Source organism: Microlunatus ginsengisoli (assembly GCF_039537205.1).
Classification (GTDB): Bacteria; Actinomycetota; Actinomycetes; order Propionibacteriales; family Propionibacteriaceae; genus Microlunatus; species Microlunatus ginsengisoli.
This window is the reverse complement of sequence record NZ_BAABAB010000015.1, coordinates 7,617-31,305: the sequence shown is the minus strand read 5'-3', so window position 1 is coordinate 31,305 and position 23,689 is coordinate 7,617. Positions and strand designations below refer to the sequence as shown.

Below are 23,689 nucleotides of genomic sequence, written 5' to 3'. Positions count from 1 at the left end.
TCGGATACGGTCGACAGCGTGCCCGTCCCGACCTCGACGTACCGGTTGCAGATCACCGACGACTTCACCCTGACCGACGCCGCCGCGATCGTGCCCTATCTCGCCCGGCTCGGGGTCGGTGCGGTCTACCTGTCCCCCGTGCTCCAGGCGACGACCGGCTCGACCCACGGCTACGACACCACCGACGTGACCCGGATCGACGCCGGGCGGGGCGGCGAGCGCGGCTTCGAGGCGCTCCGCGCGGCGGCCGAGGAGCACGGGCTGGGCGTGGTGGTCGACATCGTGCCGAACCATCTCGGGATCGAGATCCCGCACGAGAACCCGGCGTGGTGGGACGTCCTGCGGCTGGGCCAGGACTCTGGGTATGCGCACTGGTTCGACATCGACTGGACCCGCCCGCGGATCCTGCTGCCGGTGCTGGGCGACGATCCCGAACTGCGGATCACCGATGGTGAGCTCCGCTACTACGACAACCGGTTCCCGCTGGCGCCGGGCAGCTGGTCGGCCGGCGATCCGGTCGACCAGGTGCATGCCCGCCAGCACTACGAGCTGGTGCACTGGTCGCGCGGCGACAGCGAGCTGAACTACCGGCGGTTCTTCGCGGTCACCAGCCTGGCGGGCGTGCGGGTCGAGGATCCCTCGGTCTACGCGGCCACCCACGCCCTGCCGCTGAGCTGGGCGGGTGACGGGCTCGCCGGGCTGCGGGTCGACCATCCCGACGGCCTGGTCGACCCGGGCGGCTACCTGGACCGGTTGGCGGCCGACGCGCCCGGCGCCTGGATCACGGTCGAGAAGATCCTCGAACCGGGCGAGGCGCTGCCGGCCTGGCCGGTCGGCGGAACGACCGGCTACGACGCCATGCGCGAGGCGTGTGGCCTCTTCGTCGACGGTGCCGCCGAGACCGAGTTCACCGCCCTGTATCAGGGCCTGACCGCGGACACGCTGACGATCGCCCAGCACATCGAGATCGGCAAGCGGATGGTAGTCGAGCGGCTGCTGGTGGCCGAGGTACGCCGGCTGGCCGCGCTGGCGCCCGAGGTCCCCGAGGCGGCTCCGGCGATCGCGGAGCTGGCGGTGGCGTTCGCGGTCTACCGGTCCTATCTGCCGGGCGGCGCGGATCGGCTGGACGCGGCTCTCCGGCTGGCCGGCGAGCGGCGTCCCGGCGTCCGGCCCGCGCTCGAGGCGCTGTCGGCTCGGTTGCACGATCCGGCCGACGAGCTGGCCCGCCGGATGCAGCAGCTCAGCGGCGCGACGATGGCCAAGGGGGTCGAGGACACCGCCTTCTACCGGTACGCCCGCTTCGTCGGGTTGAACGAGGTCGGCGGCGACCCGGGCGAGTTCGGCGTCGGCGTGGCGGAGTTCCATGCCCTGCAGCAGGCGCGGGCCGCCGACTGGCCGGAGACGATGACCGGGCTGTCCACGCACGACACCAAGCGCGGGGAGGACGTACGCGCCCGGCTGGCGGTGCTGGCCGAGCTGCCGCAGGCGTGGGCCGGCTTCGCGAGCGCGTTCCTCGCCGCGAGCGAGGTCCCGAACCGGCCGTTCGCGTACTTCCTGGCGCAGACCCTGGCCGGCGTGGGGCCGGTCGACCGGGAGCGGCTGCACGCGTACGCGGAGAAGGCGATGCGGGAGGCGGCGCAGGAGACGCGCTGGACGGCGGTGAACGCCGGCTTCGAGGACCTGGTGCACGCCGCGATCGACCGGGCCTACGATAACCGGGCGCTGAGCGCGGCGTGGGCCGCCCTGGACGCACAGCTCGAGCAGCCGGGCCGGTCCAACGCGCTCGGCCAGAAGCTGGTCCAGCTGACCATGCCAGGGGTGCCGGACGTCTATCAGGGCACCGAGCTGTGGGAGGACTCGCTGGTCGACCCGGACAACCGGCGGCCGGTCGACTACGCCGCTCGGGCCGAGCTGCTGGCCGGCGTGCTGGGTGGCGTTCCGGGTGAGGGGGGCAAGGGACCGGACCTGGCGCTGGACGCGGTCGGCGAAGCGAAGCTGCGGGTGACGAGCACCGTACTGCGGCTGCGCCGGGACGAGCCCGAGCTGTTCCGCGGCTACACCCCGGTGAGCGCGTCCGGTCCGGCGGCCGACCACCTGGTGGCGTACGACCGCGGCGACTTGGTCGCCGTCGCCACCCGGCTCCCGGTCCGGCTCGCCGCCGCCGGCGGCTGGGCCGGCACCGTGCTGGACGTCGACGGTGACTGGACCGACCGGCTCACCGGCCGGCGCTGGACCGGACCGATCCCGCTCGCCGACCTGCTCGGGACGTACCCCGTGGCCCTGCTCACCCGCTGAGCCAGCCCGGACTCCAGCTCGGCCACCCCCGCCCCCACCACAACTTCGCTCGCTTTCGACCCACTTCGCGCGACTAGCTTCACGCGCGAACTCGGTCGAAAGCGCGCGAAGCTGGGTCCGGCCGGCGGGCGCAGTGATCGGGGCGACGACGCCGACCAGCCGAGCGGACCGATCGAACGCCCGACGTAGCCGATCGCAGATCGCCTCGGGGTGGTCCAGTTCGCTCCAGGTCCACCGAACCACTTGCCAGCCGCGGTCGCGCAGTGCGTCCTCCCGGAGCTTCTCGGCGAAGACGACGTCCTCGCTGGACTGGCCCGGACGCAGCAGCCGGCCGTACTTCACCTTGCCGTCGAACTCACCGAGCGTGCGCCGTTCTTCCCAGCAGAAGTCGCTCCGAGCGAGCAGCGCGCCGCGTTCGTCGAACACCTCGTACTGCAGGTCGGGCGTCGGAATGCCCTGCTCGAAGAAGCGCACCCGGCTCGTCGACTCCGCCGGGCTCTCGCTGCGCGGGTCGAGGAAGTCGCACGATCGCCGGGCGGCGCGCACCCCCGGCCACGACCTCATCCCCTCCAGCCCGATCGCGAGTTCGGCGGGGTCGAGCCCGGACCGGAGCGCGTGGTCGCCGATCGCCACCGCTTCGTGCATAGGCAGCGAGCGACCCAGGTCGAGAACCGTCCGGGCCAGCGAGGTGACCGGCACGCCGTCGACGATCGCGAGCTGGACGGAGGCGAACGGCGCCACGTGGACATGCACGACGCTTCGTCGTTGGCCCCCGCCCGATCGCGGCCGGGTGACGTGTACCCGACGAAGCCGCTCCGGCCGGATCGGGAGCCCGTGCAGCACAGCGGCCGATCCGTGGCTGACCACCGCGCCCGGTTCGAGCTGCGGGACGGTCGCGAGCACGAGACGACGGTGGCGAGTCTCGAACTCGGCGTCGGAGACCATCGGCAAGGCGTACGCACCGCGCCGGACCCGCTCGAGCCGGTTCGTGCGGAGCAGTCGCTCCAGGTCGTACGTCGACAGGCCGCGTTCGGCGAGTTGCCGGGTCAGCAGGAACTCAGTCATGCCTGCACACTGCGGACCTCGGGGCGGTTCGTGCCGCCTGCGGCGGAATCTGTGGATGACGCTTCGAACCCGCCCGGTCCTGTGGACAACCATCGTTCTCGATCACGCCCGAGACGGCCCGCAGGAGGCGGGCGCGACCTCGATCCTCTCCGCCCTCCGTGACTCCCGCAGCCACCGTCTTCGCGCGGTTTCGACCCACTTCGCGCGTGAAGCTCGACGAGCGAAGTGGGTGGAAAGCGAGCGAAGCTGGCACTCCGGGGTCGACCGGCGGGGGTAAGGCGGGAATGGGGGGCCGGGCGCCGGGATTGGTAACGCGGCGCCCGGGGTCGGGGACGCGGCGCCCGAGACGCCCGGGATCGGGCGCGCGCAGGGACGCAGCGCTGGGATCAGGCGCGGCGCCAGGATCGACGAGGCGGCGCCGGGACGGTGGCACGACACCCCGGATCGAGGAGGCGGCACGCCGAGACGGTGGCACGACACCCCGGATCGAGGAGGCGGCACGCCGAGACGGTGGCACGACACCCCGGATCGAGGAGGCGGCACGCCGAGACTGTGGCACGGCGCCCCGGATCGGGGGCGCGGCGCCGGGATGGGGGCGCGGTGCGTGGAGACGGGCACGCGACGACTGGATCGGTCGCCTGAGAGACGGGAGTCGCCGGAAGCCCATCACCACTCCCCTGTAGCCGTCCGACTCGAGCCTCCAACTCGTCTTCGCGCGGTTTCCACCCACTTCGCGCGTCAAGCTCCACGCGCGAACTGGGGGCAAAGCGAGCGAAGAACGACTCGGGCGGCCACACGACGAGCGGAGGAAGGACGTGGCGGGCGCGGGAGCCCTCGAGATGCGGGCGCAGGGCGCAGGGCCCGGGCGAGCGGAAGGCGCGAGGGGACGCAGAAGGGCCCCGGACTCGGGGTGAGTCCGGGGCCCTTGGGATGCCTACGAAGCGGCTGGGGTCACTTGATGATCTTCGTGACCCGGCCGGCGCCGACGGTCCGGCCACCCTCGCGGATGGCGAACTTCAGCTCCTCCTCCATGGCGATCGGCTGGATGAGCTGCACGGTCATGTCGGTGTTGTCACCGGGCATCACCATGTCGGTGCCCTCCGGCAGGTTCACCACACCGGTCACGTCGGTGGTGCGGAAGTAGAACTGCGGCCGGTAGTTGTTGAAGAACGGCGTGTGACGGCCGCCCTCCTCCTTGCTCAGGATGTAGACGCGAGCCTGGAAGTCGGTGTGCGGGGTGGTGGTACCCGGCTTGATGACGACCATGCCGCGCTCGACGTCCTCGCGCTTGGTGCCGCGGAGCAGCAGACCGACGTTCTCGCCCGCCTGGCCCTCGTCGAGCAGCTTGCGGAACATCTCCACACCGGTGACGGTGGTGGTCTGCTTGGTCGGACGGATGCCGATGATGTCGACGGTCTCGTTGACCTTGACCACACCACGCTCGATCCGGCCGGTGATGACGGTGCCACGACCGGTGATCGTGAAGACGTCCTCGACCGGCATCAGGAACGGCTTGTCGATCTCGCGGACCGGCTGCGGGATGAAGTCGTCGACCGCGCTCATCAGCTCGAGGATCGACTCGCCCCACTTCTCGTCGCCGTTCAGCGCCGGGAAGGCAGCGACCCGGACGACCGGGGTCTCGTCGCCGTCGAACTCGTACTCGCTCAGCAGCTCGCGGACCTCGAGCTCGACCAGCTCCAGGATCTCCTCGTCGTCGACCATGTCGCACTTGTTCAGAGCGACCACGATCGAGGGCACGCCGACCTGACGGGCCAGCAGCACGTGCTCCTTGGTCTGCGGCATCGGGCCGTCGGTGGCGGCGACCACGAGGATCGCGCCGTCCATCTGGGCCGCGCCGGTGATCATGTTCTTGATGTAGTCGGCGTGGCCCGGGCAGTCGACGTGGGCGTAGTGCCGATTCTCGGTCTGGTACTCGACGTGCGCGATCGAGATGGTGATGCCGCGCTGACGCTCTTCGGGCGCCTTGTCGATCTGGTCGAACGCGGAGACGGCGTTCAGCGTCGGGTACTTGTCGTGCAGCACCTTGGTGATCGCCGCGGTCAACGTGGTCTTGCCGTGGTCGATGTGCCCGATGGTGCCGATGTTGACGTGCGGCTTGGTCCGCTCGAACTTGGCCTTGGCCACTGAGGCTCCTTCTGATGGTTGCCACGCGATCGCGGGGCGTTGCTTCTTGGTGATTCGGTTTTGGTCGGGAGACAGTTTACGGACGCCTGTACGTCCGTCAATCCGGATGGGGCCCGGATCTGGTCCCCGGCCGGGTGGGACCCGGGGCTACTCGCCCCGGGCCTTCTGGATGATCTCGTCGCTGACGTTCTTCGGCGTCTCGGCGTAGGAGTGGAACTCCATCGAGTACGACGCCTGGCCGGAGGTCTTCGACCGCAGGTCGCCGACGTAGCCGAACATCTCCGACAGCGGCACCAGGGCCTCGATCACCTTGTTGCCGTGCAGGTCGTTCATCGCCTGGACCTGGCCGCGGCGGGCGTTCAGGTCACCGATCACGGTGCCCAGATAGTCCTCCGGGGTGGTCACCTCGACTGCCATCACCGGCTCCAGCAGAGCCGGGTCGGCGCGGCGGGCGGCCTCCTTGAAGACCATCGAACCGGCGATCTTGAACGCGAGCTCGGAGGAGTCCACGTCGTGGTAGGCGCCGTCGGTCAGGGTCACCTTGATGTCCTCGACCGGGTATCCGGCCAGCACACCGAACTGCATGGCGTCCTGGATGCCCTCGTCGACGGCCGGGATGTATTCCTTCGGGATCCGGCCACCGGTGACGGCGTTGACGAACTCGTAGCCCGAGCCCGGCTCCAGCGGCTCCAGGCTGATGATGACCCGGCCGTACTGACCCGAACCACCCGACTGCTTCTTGTGGGTGTATTCCACCTTCTCCACCGGGCGACGCAACGTCTCGCGGTAGGCCACCTGCGGCTTGCCGATGTTGGCCTCGACCCGGAACTCGCGCTTCATCCGGTCGATCAGCACCTCCAGGTGCAGCTCGCCCATGCCGGCGATGATGGTCTGCCCGGTCTCCTCGTCGGTGTGCACCCGGAAGGTCGGGTCCTCCTCGGCCAGCCGCTGGATGGCCATGGAGAGCTTCTCCTGGTCGGACTTCGTCTTCGGCTCGATGGCCTGCTCGATCACCGGCGCCGGGAAGTCCATCGACTCCAGCTGCACCGGCTGCGACATGTCGGACAGCGTCTCGCCGGTGGTGGTGTCCTTCAGACCCATCACGGCCACGATCTGACCGGCGCCGACCGAGGAGATCTCCTGCCGCTTGTTGGCGTGCATCTGGTAGATCTTGCCGATCCGCTCGCGCCGAGTCTTGGTCGAGTTGAGCACGGTCGAGCCCGCCTCGAGCTTGCCCGAGTAGAGCCGGATGTAGGTCAGCCGGCCCAGGTGCGGGTCGGCGGCGATCTTGAACGCCAGCGCCGAGAACGGGTCGCTGTCGGACGGGTGCCGCTCGATCACGACCGACTCGTCGCCCGGCTTGAAGCCGTTGATGGCCGGCACGTCCAGCGGAGACGGCAGGTAGGCGATCACGGCGTCGAGCAGCGGCTGCACGCCCTTGTTCTTGAACGCGCTGCCGCACAGCACGGCGGTGATCTTCGACTGCAGCACACCGGCCCGGACGGCCCGCTCGAGCATGGTCGCGTCGACCGACTCCTCATCGAGGAGGTAGGTCTCCATCAGCTCCTCGTCGAAATCGGCGACCTGCTCGATCAGCGCATGGTGCGCGGTCCGAGCGGCGTCGACCATGTCGGCCGGGATCTCCTCGACCGTGTAGTCCTCACCGATCGTGGTCTCGCCGCGCCAGGTCAGCGCGCGCATCCGGATCAGGTCGACGACGCCGATGAAGTCACCCTCGGCGCCGATCGGCAGCTGGACGACCGCGGCGACCGCGTTCAGCCGGCTGCGGATGGTGCCGACGCAGAAGTCGAAGCTCGCACCGGTCCGGTCCAGCTTGTTGACGAAGCAGATCCGCGGGACCTTGTAGCGATCGGCCTGGCGCCACACCGTCTGGGACTGCGGCTCGACGCCCGCGACACCGTCGAAGACGGCAACGGCGCCGTCGAGGACGCGGAGCGAACGCTCCACCTCGACGGTGAAGTCGACGTGACCCGGGGTGTCGATGATGTTGATCTGGTGGTTCTTCCAGTGGCAGGTCGTAGCCGCGGAGGTGATGGTGATCCCCCGCTCCTGCTCCTGCTCCATCCAGTCCATGGTGGCCGCGCCCTCGTGGACCTCACCGATCTTGTAGTTGATACCGGTGTAGAAGAGGATGCGCTCGGTCGTCGTGGTCTTGCCCGCGTCGATGTGGGCCATGATCCCGATATTGCGGACCTTGGACAGGTCGGTGATGATGTCGACAGCCATCTGGCGGCCTCAAACCTCTCGTGCGATGACGGGTGACGTCACCAGCGGTAGTGGGCGAAGGCCTTGTTGGCCTCAGCCATCTTGTGGGTGTCCTCGCGACGCTTCACAGCGGCACCCAGACCGTTCGACGCATCGAGGATCTCGTTCATCAGCCGCTCGGCCATCGTCTTCTCGCGGCGAGCGCGGGCGAAGTGGACGAGCCAGCGCAGCGCCAGCGTGTTCGCCCGCGGCGGCTTCACCTCGACCGGGACCTGGTAGGTCGCACCACCGACGCGGCGGCTCTTCACTTCCAGCGACGGCTTGACGTTGTCGAGCGCGCGCTTCAGGGTCTGGACGGGGTCAACGCCGGTCTTGGTCCGGGTGCCCTCCAGCGCCGTATACACAATGTGCTGGGCGACCGTTTTCTTCCCGTCCAGCAGGATCTTGCTGACGAGTTGGCTGACCACCGGCGACCCGTACACCGGGTCGACCATCACCGGGCGCTTCGGCGCCGGTCCCTTGCGCGGCATTACTTCTCCTTCTTCGCGCCGTACTTGGAGCGCGCCTGCTTGCGGTTCTTCACACCCTGGGTGTCGAGCGTTCCGCGGATGATCTTGTAACGGACACCGGGCAGGTCCTTCACGCGACCGCCGCGGACGAGCACCATCGAGTGCTCCTGCAGGTTGTGGCCGACGCCGGGGATGTACGCGGTGACCTCGACGGAGGACGAGAGGCGGACGCGTGCCACCTTGCGCAGGGCGGAGTTCGGCTTCTTGGGCGTGGTCGTGTAGACCCGCGTGCAGACTCCACGACGCTGCGGGGAGTCCTTGAGCGCAGGCGTCTTGGTCTTGCTCACCTTGTCCGCGCGGCCCTTTCGGACCAACTGCTGAATTGTGGGCACCGCGTTGTTCTCTTTCCTTCGTGACAATCGTGTGGTGGCGTGTTCCGCCGACTGGAGGCCCCAGGCGGAGGATCACCGTGCGAGCGCGAGCCGCACAGGAGGACTGGCCCGAGTCACCCGGGCTGGCACCTAGTCGGAGGCACGCACAAGGAGTCGGGCAAGCCCGAACACAAGGATCTAGATTATCCGCTCCGCAAAGCCCGGTCAAAGCGCGTTGTGCGCGGGCCCGCCGCGGGCCGGCCGGCATGCCCCGAATCGGGCGCTGACCAGGCTGAACGCTCGATCCATCGGGGCGGCTTCGCTCCGATCGTACGCCGGTCGTCCGGCTGCACCCCGTCCCGCTTGCCGGCGGCCGGCACTGCGCGCAGCCGCTTCACACTCCCCGGCCGGCGTACACCCCCGGCTCCCGCTTCACGCCGGTCGCCGCCTCACACCGCCAGCTCCCGCTTCACACCCCCGGCTCCCGCTTCACACCGCGCACCCGAGGTGTGGAGCGGCAGCGAGAGGTGTGGAGCGGCAGCGAGAGGTGTGGAGCGGCAGCGAGAGGTGTGAAGCGGAACGGGCCCCGCCGCACGGCTGGCGGTCAGGCCGCGGCGTCGATCTCCGCGTACGTCGCGTCGTCCAGTTCCAACGCGGCCGCCGCGAGGTTCTCCTCGAGGTGTGCGACGGATCCGGTGCCGGGGATGGGCAGCATCACCGGCGAGCGGCGCAGCAGCCAGGCCAGCGCGACCTGGGACGGGGTCGCGCCGAGCCGGTCGGCGGCGCGCGCGACCGGGCCGCCCGGCGCGGCCAGCTCGCCGGCCGAGATGGGCGCCCACGGAATGAAGCCGATCCCGTTCCGCTCGCTGTGCTCCAGGACGTCCTCCGAGCGCCGGTCGGTCAGGTTGTACCGGTTCTGGACCGTCGCGACCGTGAAGTGCCGAGCCGCCGCCTCGATCTCGGCGACGGTGACCTCCGACAGGCCGAGCGCGCCGACCTTGCCCTCACGCTGCAGGTCGGCCAGCTCGCCGAACTGCGCGTCCGCGTCCACGGTGGGATCGATCCGGTGCAGCTGCAGCAGGTCGAGCCGCTCGACCCGCAGCTTGCGCAGGCTCAGCTCGACCTGCTGGCGCAGGTACTCCGGCCGTCCGACCGCGATCCAGCGGTTGGGTCCCTGCCGGGTGAAGCCGGCCTTGGTGGCGATCTTCAGGCCCTCCGGGTAGGGATGGAGCGCCTCGGCGATCAGCAGCTCGCTGACGTCGGGGCCGTACGAGTCGGCCGTGTCGATGAAGTCGACACCCAGTTCCACCGCCCGGCGGAGCACCGCCTTCGCCTGGTCGCGGTCCGCCGGCCAGCCCCAGATGCCCGGCCCGGTGATCCGCATCGCGCCGAAGCCGAGCCGCCGGACGGTTCCGAGGCCGGCGATGTCGAAGGTTCCGCTGTGTGCAACGAGGCTCTGAGTCATGTCTGCGGCAACCTGGCCGCCCGGGCAGCTATTCCGCCCTGCCACCGGATCTCGGATCCCTTGGACCTGTTTGGATCCGCTGTACGGGGTGCGAATCGTCCGGAGGGATCCGAGTTCGGCGGCGGGGAGGCTGAGATAGTCGTCGGACCATGTCGCCCCTCGAGACCGACCCGCTCGGCACCGCCGGCCACCTGTTGCGGGTCGCCGCCTTGCTGCTCGGCCTCGGGCTTTTCATGGCGTTCAGCCCGACCTCGTTCGGGATCGAGATCGGAGCCGTCGAGCGAGCCGACCGGCCCCGGCGGCGCGTGCTGGTGATCGCCGGCGCCGCCGCCGTCGCCTCGACCCTGCTCGCGACCCTGTTCGTGTTGATCAGCCCGAACACCCTGCACGCGCTGTGGACCGGCGACGTCGTCACGATCATCTCCCAGCGCTGGCTCGATGCAGCGGTCGGCGCCGCGCTGATCGTGGCCGGCACGGTGGAGTGGGTGCGCGCCGCCCGGCCGCGGCGGAAGAAGCGGGCGTCAGCGCACCTGGACCGGCTCCAGGTGCTCTTCGCCGTCGTGCTGGTGAACAGCCTGGTGAGCACCAGCGGCCCGGCCACCATGTATCTGGTGGTCCGCACGATCGGCACCACCGCACCCGCACTGTGGCCGATCGGCTACCTCGTGTTCCTGATCGGCCTGGCCGCGCCGTACGTCGTGCTGGGCATCGCCATCACCCGCATTCCCGCCTTCGCGCACCGAGTGTCGCGGCTGGTGACGTGGCTCGAGCACCGCGACCTGCGCCGCCCGATCGCCGTGGCCGTTGCGGTCGTCGGGCTCGGCCTCCTGGTCTGGTCCGTGATCGAGCTGATCCGAGCCGGCTGAGGACCGTGCGACCGGGTGGTGATCGGGGTGACCGAGGTGACCGAGGTCGGAGCGCCTCCGATCGCGGCCTAGTCCAGCTCCACCAGGCGGCCCGCGATCGCGTCGTCGCGGATGCCGGGATCGAGGTCGTCGCCCGCCGCGAGCAGCAGCGGAAGCAGGTCGCGCTCGATGGTGGTGGCCCGGAACACAAGCGAGACGGTCACGTCGTGGTCCGGCCGGTGGATCACCTCGACCGGGTCGCCGGCCCGCACCTCGCCCGCCTCGATCACCCTCAGGTACGCCCCGGGGCGTCCCGCCTGGGTGAACCACTTGGCCCAACCCGGCTCTCCGACCCAGCCGCGGAACGTGGCACACGGAATCCGCGGCATGGTCACCTGGAGCACCACGTCCGGCCCGACCCGCCACCGCTCCCCCACCCGGGCCTCGTTCACCTCAAGCCCGCGGGTGGTCAGGTTCTCGCCGAAGTAGCCGTTGGGGACCTCGCGCTGCAACCGGTCCGCCCAGACGTCGAGGTCCTCGCGCTGGAAGGCGTACACCGCCTGGTCGTCGCCGCCGTGGTGCTTGCCGTCGCCGATGTAATCGCCGATCAGCCCGCTACCGAAGCCGGTCGTCTTCGGCCCGGGCGCCCGGACCTGGACCGCGCCGCCGACGGGCACCTTCCCGATGCCGGTGTCCACGCGCTTCTTGTACGGGTTCGGCTGCCGGCCGCCGATGTTGACCGAGTCGATCACTGCCACCCGAGAAGGCTACGCGGGAACGCTCGGACCCATCCGGAAGTCGTAGCGGGGATCCAGCGGGGCGTCGCCGAACGCCGCGCGCCACACCGCCTCCAGCGTCTCGCCCTCGCGCAGATCGGGCACCTCGATGCCGTCGCCGAGGATCGCTCGAGCCTCCTCTGTCCGACCACAGCCGAGCAGTGCCCGGCAGCGCAGCAGGCGGACCCGGCCGTGACCGGCGACCGCCTCCGGCGCGGCCTCGACCAGAGCCAGCGCCCGACCGGCCTGCCCGGCCGCGAGGCAGTGCTCGGTGGCCTCCACCAGCAGCGGCAGGCACTCCGGCGCGAGCCCGACCGACTCCCGATAGCGCGCGATCGCCCCGCCGGCGTCGCCGTTCGCCGCCGACAGCAGCGCCAGCCCGCGGGCCGCCCACGCGGACGGCCGGAAGACGTGCGAGTCGCGATAGCACCGCTCGGCCGCGGCCAGGTCGCCCGCCGCGTGTGCGCGGACGGCCCGCATCAGGCTCCCCCACCAGCCGTCCGCGACTCGGTCGAACACGGGTCGCCAACGGGCGGAGACGGGCGGGATCAGCAGCTCGGCGCCGGCCGCGTCCTGGTCGACCGTGGCGCCCCGCGCGAGCTCGACCAGGAACCGCGACCCGTCGCGGCGCGGGCGGTCGAACGGCGTTCCCGGCAGCGTGCGCGGATCGATCCCCCGAACGGTCAGCTCGGCCAGCCCGGCACCGGACCCGGCCGCGAGCTGCTCGGCGGGCGCTCGGTCGGCGACCTCGGCCCGCCACCACTGGTGCTCCTCGTCCAGTCGTCCGGCCGGCAGGACGTCCGCCAGCCGGCCGTCCACCTCGTCGAGCGCGTCCACCCAGCCGCCGTGAGCGCGGGCCGGATCGAGCTCGAGCGGGACGTACGCCTCCGCCCAGCTGAGCTCCTCGTCGGGGCCCAGCGCCAGGTGCTCCAGCTGGGTAGTGGCCAGCCCGGCCTGGATCTCCAGGTAGCGGCGGTGCGGCCCGCTCAACCATTCCTGCCAGCGCTCGCCGCCGGCACCGGCGCCCCACAGGAAGAACTTCCGGCCGGCCATCGCGGCCGTGGCGGTCTGCGCCACCCCCCGTCCGTCCTCCTCGATCGCAGCGACCCAGCGCCCGTGCCCCTCCGAGATCTGGAAGAAGTAGTCCGCCGCCGCGGGCGCGGTCCGCGGATAGCTGGCGTCCACCGCCGGCGTGTCCGGGTGCGGCACGGGCACCGAGTCCAGCGAGCCGTCGTTCGCCGTCCGCCAGGCCCGATCGGCCGGTGCCAGCACCCGGACGCCGTCGGTCTCGGGAACCGCGATGTTGGTCCACCAGTACAACGGCTTCGGCTCCGGGTCAGGATTGCGGACCCGGACGTGCGCCACCAGAACGGGTACGTCGCCGGCCGGCATCAGGTCCACCGAGAACACCAGGTCCCGGGTCCGCTCCCACTCCCAGAGCCGGAGCGACGGACCGCGCGCGGTCTCGACCCGGGCCGCGAAGACCGGTCGCGACGTGGTGGTGGCGTGGCCGGTGGAGCCGAGGTTCCACTCGATCCCGCCGGCGCACCACGCGTCGGTGAGCGCGAAGTTCGCGTACTGCAGCCGTTCGTTGGCGAACACCAGTTCCCGCCCGCTGCGCCGGTCGCGCAGCGACCAGATCCGGCCGCCGAGTTCGGGCAGGACGTACGCGTCGAGATGGTCGTTCGCTAGCCGGATCGCCGGCACCTGCCGCGGCCGGAGGTCGCGGCCGTAGCCGTTCTGGACGGCGTACGGCAGCGGGTTCGCCAGCCGGCCGTACGCGATCCGCTCCCGCATCGCCGGCGGCAGACCGGGCGACCCGGACGGATCCGGGAGCCGCTGCAGACCGCCGAAGCTCGGCAGCGGCGACTCGGCACCGAGCTCGGCCGACGGCAGGCGCAACGTGGTCGACTCGATCATGGTTCGCGACACGGCGCGACCGTAGCCGAGCCCACCTAACCGGCGGCTTCAGCTCGGCCGACTACGACGGGTAGACGTCCACCTCGGAGGCCTTGACGCTCGCCCACACTTCGCCGCCGACCCGAAGCCCGAGCTCCGCCAGCGCGGCCTGGGTGATCTCGGCGACGAGCGATCCGTCGCCCCATACGCCGGTGACCTCGACCCGGACACCGTCGCCGTGCGGCTCCAGCCCACCGACCGTGCCCATCCATATGTTCCGTGGGCTGCCGGTCGGCCGGGCCAGGAACAGCGACACCGCCGCCGGCCGGAAGGCCACCAGACAGCCGCCGTCCAGCGCGTCTCGGGCCATGATCACGCCACCGCCGTCGAGCCGGACCTCGTGCCCCCGCGCACGTCCGCCGGCCAGGTTGAGGCCGACCAGCCGGGCCACGTAGTCGGTTCGCGGCCGGCGGGTGACCTCGGCCGGCTCGCCGGTTTGCACCAGCCGGCCGTCCTCGATCACGACCAGCCGGTCGGCCAGCACGATCGCGTCCACCGGGTCGTGGGTCACCACCACGGTCGCCCCGGCGAACTCGGCCAGCTGCCGGCGCAGCTCGCCGCGCACGTGCAGCCGGGTCCGCGCGTCCAAGGCCGCCAGCGGTTCGTCGAGCACCAGCAGGTCGGGCTGGACCGCGAGTGCGCGGGCCAGCGCGACCCGCTGGGCCTGCCCGCCGGACAGGCTGACCGGGCGGGCGCCGGCCAGCTCCGGGATGCCGAGATGGGAGAGCTGGGCGTGGGCGAGCTTCCGTGCGGCCGCCCGCGGAACCTGTTGGCTGCGCGGCCCGAACGCGACATTGTCGAGCACGGTCAGATGGGGGAAGAGCAGATAGTCCTGGAAGACCACCCCGATCCGGCGTTCGTACGGCGGCCGGTGGGTGGCGCTGTCGGCATCGGCCAGCACACGACCGGCCAGCTCGATCCGGCCGCTGTCCAGCGCGATCAGGCCGGCCAGGGTGCGCAGCGCGGTGGTCTTGCCGGAGCCGTTGGGGCCGAGGAGGGCGACGACCTCCCCCGGCGCCACATCCAGCGCGAGCTCGAGCCGGAACGCGCCGCGGGCCACCCCGAGCCGGGACTCCAGGCCGGCGGCCGGCGTCCCCGTCACCACCGGTTCACCCAGCGCTCGCGCAGCGCGGCGAGCACCGCGATCGAGACCACCAGCAGCAGCACCGACAGCAGCAGCGCCGCGCCGAGGTCGTTTTCCAGGGCGAGGTAGACCTCCAGCGGCATCGTCCGGGTGGTCCCGGGAAAGCTGCCGGCGAAGGTGATGGTCGCGCCGAACTCGCCCAGCGCGCGGGCCCAGGCGAGCACGGCACCGGCGGCCAGCCCCGGCCAGACCAGCGGCAGGGTGACCCGCCGGAACACGGTCATCGGCCGGGCGCCGAGGGTCGCCGCGGCCTCCTCGAAGCGGCGGTCCGCGGCCCGCAGCGCGCCCTCGACGGAGAGCACCAGGAACGGCAGCGCGACGAACGTCTGGGCCAGCACGACGGCGTACGGGGTGAACGGCAAGGAGAAGCCGGTCAGCTCGTACAGCGGCCGGCCGAGGATCCCGGTCCGGCCGAACATCATCAGCAGCGCGACCCCACCGACCACCGGCGGCAGCACGAGTGGGACGGTGACCAGGGCCCGCAGCACGCCGGCCGCGCGCAGCCCAGGTCGCGCAATCAGCCAGGCCAGCGGCACGCCGAGGACGATGGCGAGGCCGGTCGCCGCGGTTGCTGTGATCAGCGAGAGCCGGAGTGCCTGCAGCGCTCCCTCGCTGGTGATCACCTGCCAGGCGTCGGCCCACGGTGCGCGGATCAGCAACCCGAGCAGGGGAAGGACCAAGAATCCGAGTGCAAGGGCCGCCGGAACCGCCAGCAGCCACGGGACGCGGGCGTCCGCCGGACTACGGCTGGCCAAATCCCGCCTTGCCGAGCACCTGCTCGCCCTGCGGCGAGACGACGTAGTCCACGAACGCCTGCGCGACCTCGGGCGATGTCGCGGCCTTCAGGGTCGTGATCGGATAGTTGTTGACCACCTTCGCCGCTTCCGGGAACTCGATCCCCTCGACCTGGTCACCGGCGGCGATCACGTCGGTCTTGTAGACCAGGGCGGCGTCCACCTCGCCGAGCTGGACCTTCTGCAGGGTCGCCTTGACGTCGGACTCGAGGGTATCCGGCTTGGGCGTGATGCCGGCCAGCGCAAACACCTTGGTGGCAGCGGCCCCGCATGGCACCTGCTGGGCACAGAGCGCGATCGTCTTGCTCTCGTCGGCGAAGTCCTTCAGCCCGGTGATGTGGCCGGGGTTTCCTTTCGGCACAGCGATCTCGAGCGTGTTCGTCGCGAAACTGACCGGCTCACCCGCGTTGTTGCCGGCGTCGGTCACGGTCTTCATAGTGGCGTCGCTGGCTGCGGCGAACACCCCGGCCGGCGCGCCCTGGTTGATCTGGGTGGCCAGCGTCGCACTGGAACCGAAGTTGAACGTCACCTTCGTGCCCGGGTAGGCCGCCTCGAACTCCTTGCCCAGCTCGGTGAACGTCCCGGTCAGCGACGCGGCGGCGAACACGGTCGCGTCGCCGGACAGCCCGGCACTCGACGTCGCCGCCGTCGGCGAGCTCGAGCCGGACGGCTGACTGCCGCCGCAACCGGCCAGGCCCGCGAGGCCGAGCAGGCAGGCCGCCGCCGCGAGGGCACGCGCGGGACGGGACGACGGACGGAAGAAGCCGGTCATGTGGTGGGCACCTCCACCACCACGTGGGTGGACTTGACCGAGGCGACCGCGAGCACGCCCGGCTCCAGTCCGAGCTCGTCGGCCGCCTCGGACGACATCAAGGACACGACCCGGAACGGGCCGCACTGCAGGTCTACCTGGGCCATCACGGTGTCCTTCTTGACGCCGGTCACCAACCCGGTGAAACGGTTGCGCGCGCTCTCGGCGACCGGCCGGCCCAGCTCGGGAGCGATCGCGATCTGCTGGGCCAGAGCGGCCAGCTCGGCCCCGTCCACGGTGGCCGGGCCGGCGTCGGCCTGGGCTACGAGCCGGCCGGAGTCGATCCAGCGGCGGACCGTGTCGTCCGAGACGCCGAGCAGCGCGGCCGCCTGAGAAATCCGATACTGCGGCATGAGGTGAGCCTAGTGCGTTCCGCGCGTGCGGAAAGCCCTACTGGGGATTCGGCGCTGACGTTTGGCCGAGCATCGATTGGGCATGAGCCGGTCGACGACGATGCCGTCGTCGCGACTGCGTGCGCCCCGACAGGGATACGAGGACCACCGAATCACCCTTGGGGGTGTACCACATCACCCCCATGGGCTGGTTCTGTGGAAGCACGTGCACAGCGGCAGCCGCCGCACCCACGAGAAAGGCAGTGAAAATGCTCGGACTCATCATCAGCATCATCGTGATCGGACTCATCGCCGGTGCCGTCGCGCGCCTGGTCGTCCCCGGCAAACAGGACATGTCGATCGTGATGACGATCGTCCTCGGCATCATCGGCTCGTTCGTCGGGGGTTTCCTCGGCTACCTGTTGTTCGGTGCGGATCGCAGCGGCGGCTTCCTGCAGCCGGCCGGCATCATCGGATCCATCATCGGCGCGATCATCGTGCTGCTGATCTGGATCGCGGTCCAGCGGCGGCGGGGCGGCACCGCCGCCGTCTGATCGGGTGACACCGTCGGGCGCCGGCGCCGGCGCCGGCGCCGGCGCCTCGGCCACGCGCCGCTAGCCGGCTCGTGTCCGCGGCGCCCGACGACGATCGCTTCGTCTGCTCCGACGGCGGTCGCGGCCATGCCCAGCAGCTATCGATCAGCACGATCGGATTGGCACGATCGATAGGGACGACTGGATCGGGACGACTGGATCGCTGCGAGGTCGGAGCAATGTCGTCGAGGCACCGGGCGCACGGCGGCTACCGCGGCGACGCCGCCGCCGTCACGGATCTGGAGGACCGGCGTCGCGCCGGGCGGGCGGCAACGCCGGGCCGGCGCCGGTCAGCCGATCGCGTCATCTGTCAACGGGATCAGTGACCACTGACCCGGCTGTACGTCCCCGCGAGGAACGGCGCCACCTCACCCTGATCGGGGGCACCGAGCGTGATCCGGTAGTCCAGCCGGTCCCAGGTCGGCCGAAATCGGTGCACCGCCGTGCCGCGGACCGTGGTCTTCACCAGCGCCAGTTCGCCGTCGACCCACCCGCCCACCGCCGGCACCGGCGGTTCGCCGTAGGAGTCGAAGAACCACCACCAGACCTCCTCGCCCTGGGCGAGGAAGACGCCGTGCCCGTAGAACTCCATGGCGTCGTCGCGGACCTGCCGGTAGTCCTGGACGACCACCGAGCCGCCCGCCTCGTGCTTGAACCGGAGCGCGGCGCGGGCCCCGGACGCGAGCGCCCACGGCGACGCCGCCTGCTGCTCGGTGCCTTGCCAGTCCCCGAGCAACGGGGCCATCAGCTCCGTGATCAGCACGCGCTCAGCCTAAGGTGAGGCCGCCGTCGGCGGGAGGTCTTGCACAGCATTGCCGGGCGAACTGATTCATTCGTCAATCAGTGCCGAGACGATAGCCCGGCTTCGCATCCTTGACAGCGGTGATCGTTCGGACTACGGAAGAACCAGGGGATGTCTGAGCCCGGGTGCAGACAGATCCCCGGGGAGCCAGGGAACGACCGTCAGGACGGGTGCGATGGCGCCATCGGAGCTCGGGTCCATGTCTTCGCTGAGCACGCCGTCTTCCCCAGGGCCGGCCGCACGCTGTGTCTCCCACCCTCGCCTGCACGCCGGCTCCGGATCGCCTGGGCTTCGAAGGTTCGCCATGCGCGCGCAGATCCGACTCGTTGTCGCGGCCCTGATCTGCACCCTCGCGGGCATCGCCGGCTGCGCCCCGCCGGCACCGCTCCCGAGTACATCGCCCGCGCCGGCGGCGCCCGACGTCGACTACGCCCACGTGGAGGAGTCCATCGAGTCGGCGATCAGGTCCGGCTCGGCCGAGCTGGACAACGTACGCGCAGTGCTGGTCGTGGTCGACGGCCAGACCAAGATCGCGCACTACCGCCACGGCTTCACCGCGACCGATCACGAACACATCTTCTCGGCGACCAAGAGCGTCGTGTCCACCCTGATCGGGATCGCGGTGGCCGACGGCCTGATCCCGAGCCTGGACGCTCCGCTGGCCGACCTGCTGCCGGAGCACCGCGACCAGATGGAGCCCGAGGTCGCGAAGGTCACCCTGCGCCAACTGCTGACGATGAGCGCCGGCTTCGCGCCCTATCCCTCCGATGACGACGAGCAGAGCATCCTTGCCGGCAAGCTCGATCTCGTCGGCTGGGCCGTCTCGATGGGCCAGGACACCACCGCGGGCACCGAGTTCCGTTACTCCGACGTCAGTGCCCATCTGGCAGCCGCGGTGTTGCTCAGCTCGCTGCGGCACCATCCCGCCACAAGGAATCAGACCGTCCTGGACTATGCCCGGGAAAGGCTGTTCGACCCGCTGGGGATCTCGACTCGGCCGGCCTACGAGGACCTCCCGATGACCAAGAACTCCGAGTTCGACCGGGCGGGCTTCGCCTGGATGCGTCTCCGCGACCTTCATCTGGGCGGCTTCGGGATCCGGCTCACCGCGGAGGACATGGTCAAGCTGGGCCGGCTCTACCTCGACGACGGGATGTGGCACGGCAAGCGCGTACTGCCCGAGGGGTGGGTGCAACAGGCGACGGCTCCGAGCCCAGTCGCCTCGTACTACGGGATGTTCTGGTGGCGGGACACGCAGTGGGGCCTGCCGCTGTTCGCCGCGCGCGGGGCCCGAGGTCAGCGCATCGTCGTCGTCCCGGACCGCCGGGCCGTGATCGTCACGCTCTGCCTCACCGCCACCGACACCCCGATGAGCGACGGGGCCATCGAACCGATCATCAACGACAAGATCCTCTTCGCCCTGCGCTGAGCGGACGCGGGGACGGGCGGAGTCCCTGATTTTGTCCCTCCAGTGCCTGGTTGGGGCCCGCATTCGCCCCTCGTCGCAGCACTGGAGGGATGAAACCAGGGGGTCCCGACGTCTCGGTCGGACCGGGCCACGTGTTCGAGCACGTAGGACGGCATGGAACGGGGCAAAGCGAACGGGCCCCCCACTCTCGCGAGTGGGAGGCCCGTCCGGTTGAGCTCAGCGAGCGGCCGCGATCAGCGGTAGTCGCCCAGGTCGAACTCCTCCAGCGGCACGGCCGCGCCCGACCCCGACCCGAAGTCGTAGTCGAACGGGTCGTAGCCGACCATCGTGTACGCCTGCGCCTTCGCCTCCGCGGTCGGCTCGACCCGCACGTTGCGGTACCGCTCCAGGCCGGTGCCGGCCGGGATCAGCTTGCCGAGGATCACGTTCTCCTTCAGCCCGACGAGGCTGTCGGACTTGCCGTGGATGGCCGCGTCGGTGAGCACCTTGGTGGTTTCCTGGAACGACGCCGCGGACAGCCACGACTCGGTGGCCAGCGACGCCTTGGTGATCCCCATCAGCACCGGACGACCCGAGGCGGGGGTGCCGCCCTCGGAGACGACCCTGCGGTTCGCCGCCTCGTAGGAGAGCCGGTCCACCAGATCGCCGGCGAGCAGGTCGGAGTCGCCCGACTCGATCACCGTCACCCGGCGCAGCATCTGCCGGATGATGATCTCGATGTGCTTGTCGTGGATCGGGGCGCCCTGTGTCCGGTACACCGACTGCACCTCGTCCACCAGGTGCTCCTGCACCTTGCGCACGCCGAGCACCCGGAGCACGTCCTGCGGATCCGGCGTGCCCGCCGTGATCTGCTGGCCGACGTCGACCCGGTCGCCGTCCTCCACCAGCAGCCGCGCGCGGCGGCTGACGGTGAGCTCGATCGGCTCGGAGCCGTCGTCGGGGATGACCGTGACCTTCTTGCTCCGGTCGGAGTCCTCGATCTCGACCCGGCCGGTGGCCTCCACGATCGGCGCCTTGCCCTTGGGCTGGCGCGCCTCGAACAGCTCGACCACACGCGGCAGACCCTGGGTGATGTCGTCACCGGCCACACCACCGGTGTGGAAGGTCCGCATCGTCAGCTGGGTGCCGGGCTCGCCGATCGACTGCGCCGCGACGATACCGACGGCCTCACCGACGTCGACGAGCTTGCCGGTCGCCAGCGACCGGCCGTAGCACATCGCGCAGGTGCCCGAGGTCGCCTCACAGGTGAGCACGCTGCGCACCTTGACGCCGGTGATCCCGTTGTTGATCAGCAGCCGGATGTTGACGTCGCCGAGATCGACCCCGGCCGGCAGCAGCACCTCGCCGTCCGCGCCGACCACGTCGGTCGCCAGCGTCCGGGCGTAGACCGCGGTCTCCACGTGCTCGTCGATGACCAGGGTGCCGTTCACGTCGGACGCGATCACCTTGTTCAGACCGCGCTCGGTGCCACAGTCCTCCTCGCGGATGATCACGTCCTGGCTGACGTCGACCAGACGCCGGGTCAGGTAGCCCGAGTCCGCCGTCCGCAGCGCCGTGTCGGCCTGGCCCTTCCGCCCACCGTGGGTGGAGATGAAGTACTCCAGCACCGACAGACCCTCGCGGAAGTTCGACTTGATCGGCCGCGCGATGATCTCGCCCTTCGGGTTCACCACCAGGCCACGCATGGCGGCGATCTGGCGCATCTGCACCATGTTCCCGCGGGCACCGGAGTGGACCATCATGTAGATCGGGTTGGTCTTGGAGAAGTTCTGCTCCATCGCCGTCCCGAGCCGCGACGTCGCGTCGGTCCAGATCTCGATCAGTTCCTGCCGCCGCTCGTCCTCGGTGATCAGGCCGCGGTCGTACTGCTTGTCGATCTTGCTGGCCCGCTCCTCGTAGCTGGCGAGGATCTGCGGCTTGTCGGCCGGGGTCTCGACGTCGCCGATGGACACGGTGACGCCGGACCGGGTGGCCCAGTGGAAACCGAGATCCTTCAGCTGGTCGAGGCAGTGCGCGACGTCGACCTTGGGGTAGCGCTCGGCCAGGTCGTTGACGATCTGACCCAGCTGCTTCTTGCCCACCTCGTAGTCGGCGTACGCGTAGTCGGCCGGCAGCGCCTCGTTGAACAGGGCGCGACCCAGCGTCGTCTCCAGCAGGATGCTGCCGTTGGCGCCCAGCTCGAAGCCGGCCGGCGGCACGATGTCGCGCAGCCGCAGCCGGATCTTGGCCTGCGGGCTCAGCTCGCCGCGGTCGAAGGCCATCAGGGCCTCCGCCACCGACCCGAACGCACGTCCCTCACCGGCCGCGCCGTCGCGCTGCATGGTCAGGTAGTACATCCCGATGATCATGTCCTGGGTGGGCATGGTCACCGGCCGGCCGTCGGCCGGCTTGAGGATGTTGTTCGTCGACAGCATCAGGATCCGGGCCTCGGCCTGTGCCTCGGCGGACAGCGGCAGGTGCACCGCCATCTGGTCGCCGTCGAAGTCGGCGTTGAAGGCCGTACAGACCAGCGGGTGGATCTGGATGGCCTTGCCCTCGATCAGCTGCGGCTCGAACGCCTGGATGCCCAGCCGGTGCAGCGTCGGCGCCCGGTTCAACAGCACCGGGTGCTCGGCGATGACCTCTTCCAGCACGTCCCAGACGACCGGGCGCTGGCGCTCGACCATCCGCTTGGCGGACTTGATGTTCTGCGCGTGGTTGAGGTCGTCCAGCCGCTTCATCACGAACGGCTTGAACAGCTCCAGCGCCATCGCCTTGGGCAGGCCGCACTGGTGCAGCTTCAGCTGCGGGCCGACCACGATGACCGAACGGCCGGAGTAGTCGACACGCTTGCCCAGCAGGTTCTGGCGGAACCGGCCCTGCTTGCCCTTCAGCATGTCCGAGATCGACTTCAGCGGCCGGTTGCCCGGACCGGTGACCGGACGGCCGCGGCGGCCGTTGTCGAACAGCGAGTCGACGGCCTCCTGCAGCATCCGCTTCTCGTTGTTGACGATGATCTCCGGCGCACCGAGGTCGAGCAGCCGCTTCAGGCGGTTGTTCCGATTGATCACCCGGCGGTAGAGGTCGTTCAGGTCGCTGGTCGCGAACCGGCCACCGTCCAGCTGCACCATCGGGCGCAGGTCCGGCGGTATCACCGGGACGCAGTCCAGCACCATGCCGGTCGGGCTGTTCTTGGTGGACAGGAATGCCGAGACGACCTTGAGCCGCTTCAGGGCGCGGGTCTTGCGCTGGCCCTTGCCGGTCTGGATGGTCTCCTTCAGCGAGGTGGCCTCGGCCTCCAGGTCGAAGGTCTCCAGCCGCTTCTGGATCGCGTCCGCGCCCATCGAGCCGGCGAAGTACTTGCCGAACCGGTTCTTCATCTCCCGGTAGAGCACCTCGTCGCCCTCGAGGTCTTGCACCTTGAGGGACTTGAAGCGGTTCCAGACGGCGTCGAGCCGGTCCAGGTCGCGCTGCGCCCGGTCGCGGAGCTGCTTGACCTCGCGCTCGGCGCTCTCCCGCACCTTGCGCTTGACGTCCGCCTTGGCGCCCTCCTCCTCGAGCTGGGCGAGGTCGTCCTCGAGCTTCTTCATCCGGGTCTCGATGTCGGAGTCCCGGCGGCCCTCGAGCTGCTTGCGCTCGACGTCGATCTTGCCCTCCAGCGAGGACAGGTCGCGGTGCCGCGCCTCGTCGTCGACCGAGGTGATCATGTACGCGGCGAAGTAGATGACCTTCTCCAGGTCCTTCGGCGCGATGTCCAGCAGGTAGCCCAGCCGGCTCGGAACACCCTTGAAGTACCAGATGTGGGTGACCGGGGAGGCCAGCTCGATGTGGCCCATCCGCTCCCGCCGCACCTTGGAGCGGGTGACCTCGACGCCACACCGCTCGCAGATGATGCCCTTGAATCGGACGCGCTTGTACTTGCCGCAGTAGCACTCCCAGTCCCGGGTGGGACCGAAGATCTTCTCGCAGAACAGACCGTCGCGCTCCGGCTTGAGCGTGCGGTAGTTGATCGTCTCGGGCTTCTTCACCTCTCCGTGCGACCACTGCCGGATCTCGTCCGCGGTGGCCAGGCCGATCCGGATCTGGTCGAAGAAGTTCACGTCGAGCACTTGTTTGTCTCTTCTCTTTAGTGGCTCGTTAACTCTGCTT

General features: G+C 70.2%; 17 protein-coding genes and 1 pseudogene. 4 read left to right on the top strand and 14 right to left on the bottom strand.

The features are described from left to right. Positions 1 to 18 precede the first annotated feature (18 nt). Complete coding sequence (treY, locus tag ABD747_RS10700; RefSeq protein WP_344804239.1) at positions 19 to 2,295, top strand: malto-oligosyltrehalose synthase; 2,277 nt, start codon at positions 19 to 21, stop codon at positions 2,293 to 2,295. Between the two features lie 957 nt (positions 2,296 to 3,252). Here treY and ABD747_RS26700 read toward each other — a convergent pair. The 6 genes and pseudogenes from ABD747_RS26700 to ABD747_RS10675 form a co-directional block, all read right to left on the bottom strand. Beyond that, a pseudogene (locus tag ABD747_RS26700) lies at positions 3,253 to 3,360 on the bottom strand (type IV toxin-antitoxin system AbiEi family antitoxin domain-containing protein); the annotation flags it as partial. A gap of 951 nt (positions 3,361 to 4,311) precedes the next feature. Then, the gene (gene tuf, locus ABD747_RS10695; RefSeq protein ID WP_344804237.1) at positions 4,312 to 5,505 is read right to left on the bottom strand and encodes an elongation factor Tu; all 1,194 of its coding nucleotides are present in this window, start codon (positions 5,503 to 5,505) and stop codon (positions 4,312 to 4,314) included. Positions 5,506 to 5,652: 147 nt separating this feature from the next. Continuing rightward, positions 5,653 to 7,752 carry an elongation factor G gene (gene fusA / locus ABD747_RS10690; RefSeq protein WP_344804235.1) on the bottom strand — a complete coding sequence of 700 codons (2,100 nt, stop codon included), beginning with the start codon at positions 7,750 to 7,752 and terminating at the stop codon, positions 5,653 to 5,655. A 38-nt stretch (positions 7,753 to 7,790) separates the two neighbouring features. Beyond that, positions 7,791 to 8,261 (bottom strand): 30S ribosomal protein S7, encoded by a 471-nt coding sequence (gene rpsG, locus ABD747_RS10685; RefSeq protein WP_344804233.1) that lies wholly within the window; start codon positions 8,259 to 8,261, stop codon positions 7,791 to 7,793. Then, complete coding sequence (gene rpsL, locus ABD747_RS10680; RefSeq protein ID WP_344804231.1) at positions 8,261 to 8,632, bottom strand: 30S ribosomal protein S12; 372 nt, start codon at positions 8,630 to 8,632, stop codon at positions 8,261 to 8,263. Before rpsL ends, rpsG begins: the two co-directional genes overlap by 1 nt. A gap of 583 nt (positions 8,633 to 9,215) precedes the next feature. Continuing rightward, on the bottom strand, positions 9,216 to 10,076 hold the full coding sequence (locus tag ABD747_RS10675) for an aldo/keto reductase (RefSeq protein ID WP_344804229.1): 861 nt from the start codon (positions 10,074 to 10,076) through the stop codon (positions 9,216 to 9,218). Between the two features lie 149 nt (positions 10,077 to 10,225). Here ABD747_RS10675 and ABD747_RS10670 point away from each other — a divergent pair, with 149 nt between their 5' ends. Next, positions 10,226 to 10,942, top strand: a complete 717-nt coding sequence (locus tag ABD747_RS10670; protein ID WP_344804227.1) for a hypothetical protein — start codon at positions 10,226 to 10,228, stop codon at positions 10,940 to 10,942. 68 nt (positions 10,943 to 11,010) lie between these two features. On the opposite strand, the gene ABD747_RS10665 is transcribed toward ABD747_RS10670, so the two are convergent. The 6 genes from ABD747_RS10665 to ABD747_RS10640 form a co-directional block, all read right to left on the bottom strand. Beyond that, on the bottom strand, positions 11,011 to 11,679 hold the full coding sequence (locus tag ABD747_RS10665) for an MOSC domain-containing protein (RefSeq protein ID WP_344804225.1): 669 nt from the start codon (positions 11,677 to 11,679) through the stop codon (positions 11,011 to 11,013). A gap of 9 nt (positions 11,680 to 11,688) precedes the next feature. Next, positions 11,689 to 13,629: a DUF5107 domain-containing protein gene (locus tag ABD747_RS10660; RefSeq protein ID WP_344804223.1), complete on the bottom strand. Its 1,941-nt coding sequence runs from the start codon at positions 13,627 to 13,629 to the stop codon at positions 11,689 to 11,691. A 49-nt stretch (positions 13,630 to 13,678) separates the two neighbouring features. Next, positions 13,679 to 14,758, bottom strand: a complete 1,080-nt coding sequence (locus tag ABD747_RS10655) for a sulfate/molybdate ABC transporter ATP-binding protein (RefSeq protein ID WP_344804221.1) — start codon at positions 14,756 to 14,758, stop codon at positions 13,679 to 13,681. After that, positions 14,755 to 15,480, bottom strand: a complete 726-nt coding sequence (locus ABD747_RS10650) for an ABC transporter permease (protein WP_344804219.1) — start codon at positions 15,478 to 15,480, stop codon at positions 14,755 to 14,757. The genes ABD747_RS10655 and ABD747_RS10650 overlap by 4 nt, the downstream gene beginning before the upstream one ends. A 61-nt stretch (positions 15,481 to 15,541) precedes the next feature. Beyond that, complete coding sequence (gene modA, locus ABD747_RS10645; protein ID WP_344804217.1) at positions 15,542 to 16,366, bottom strand: molybdate ABC transporter substrate-binding protein; 825 nt, start codon at positions 16,364 to 16,366, stop codon at positions 15,542 to 15,544. Further along, a complete protein-coding gene (locus tag ABD747_RS10640; RefSeq protein WP_344804216.1) occupies positions 16,363 to 16,758 on the bottom strand; it encodes a TOBE domain-containing protein in 396 nt (131 codons plus the stop codon). Before ABD747_RS10640 ends, modA begins: the two co-directional genes overlap by 4 nt. A gap of 248 nt (positions 16,759 to 17,006) precedes the next feature. On the opposite strand from ABD747_RS10640, the gene ABD747_RS10635 reads away from it, so the two are divergent. Next, positions 17,007 to 17,291 (top strand): GlsB/YeaQ/YmgE family stress response membrane protein, encoded by a 285-nt coding sequence (locus ABD747_RS10635; protein WP_344804214.1) that lies wholly within the window; start codon positions 17,007 to 17,009, stop codon positions 17,289 to 17,291. Positions 17,292 to 17,649: 358 nt separating this feature from the next. Here ABD747_RS10635 and ABD747_RS10630 read toward each other — a convergent pair whose 3' ends face one another. Continuing rightward, complete coding sequence (locus ABD747_RS10630; RefSeq protein WP_344804213.1) at positions 17,650 to 18,093, bottom strand: DUF1579 domain-containing protein; 444 nt, start codon at positions 18,091 to 18,093, stop codon at positions 17,650 to 17,652. 343 nt (positions 18,094 to 18,436) lie between these two features. Here ABD747_RS10630 and ABD747_RS10625 point away from each other — a divergent pair, with 343 nt between their 5' ends. Continuing rightward, on the top strand, positions 18,437 to 19,561 hold the full coding sequence (locus tag ABD747_RS10625; RefSeq protein ID WP_344804211.1) for a serine hydrolase domain-containing protein: 1,125 nt from the start codon (positions 18,437 to 18,439) through the stop codon (positions 19,559 to 19,561). Between the two features lie 233 nt (positions 19,562 to 19,794). On the opposite strand, the gene ABD747_RS10620 is transcribed toward ABD747_RS10625, so the two are convergent. Beyond that, entirely contained in the window at positions 19,795 to 23,649 is a 3,855-nt protein-coding gene (locus ABD747_RS10620) for a DNA-directed RNA polymerase subunit beta' (RefSeq protein ID WP_344804209.1), read from the bottom strand. Between the last annotated feature and the right edge of the window lie 40 nt (positions 23,650 to 23,689).